The following is a 519-nucleotide window of genomic DNA, read 5'->3' on the forward strand; positions in this document are numbered from 1 at the left end:
AGTATGTGGGCAAGATTAAAGGAAGAACTAATCTATAATCGATATAATGCTTCAAAAACAACTGTTGAACATATGAAAACAATTATATGGAGATATTTCATTAGTTACTGGAATAACCGAAGAATCTGCTCCACCAATGGAGGATTACCTCCAATGATTAAGAGACAACAGTATTACCGCTCATTGAAGGATGCAGCGTAGATCGAATATCCTCGAGGAAAAAGTGTAAAGAGATATTGACAATATCAACCTGATACGTCCGGTAACGTGCGTTGGAACATTGCTCAGGTATTTCTCCAAGTCGATTTCCTCCATAAATCGGTCAAAAACCAGCACAGGATCGCAGATATTCAGACAATCTGAAATAAACAGTGGCAAAATAGCCTGTTTTGTTTTAAAATAATTGATGGTTGAATTTTTCATTAGTTACGTAAAATTTTACCACAAAATGAGGATCACCGGCTCTTTCGAGCCAGTGATCCTCATTCGTTTTTATAGGGGCGTTATTTCACAGCCCCT

The 519-nt window shown here is 37.4% G+C and carries 1 pseudogene; it reads left to right on the forward strand.

Features of this window, described 5'->3' with window-relative positions:
• Nucleotides 1–201 (forward strand): annotated as a pseudogene (locus AB840_RS18040) (hypothetical protein); the annotation flags it as partial.
• Between the last annotated feature and the right edge of the window lie 318 nt (nucleotides 202–519).

Origin of the sequence: Megasphaera cerevisiae DSM 20462, from assembly GCF_001045675.1 — a bacterium.
Classification (GTDB): Bacteria; Bacillota; Negativicutes; order Veillonellales; family Megasphaeraceae; genus Megasphaera; species Megasphaera cerevisiae.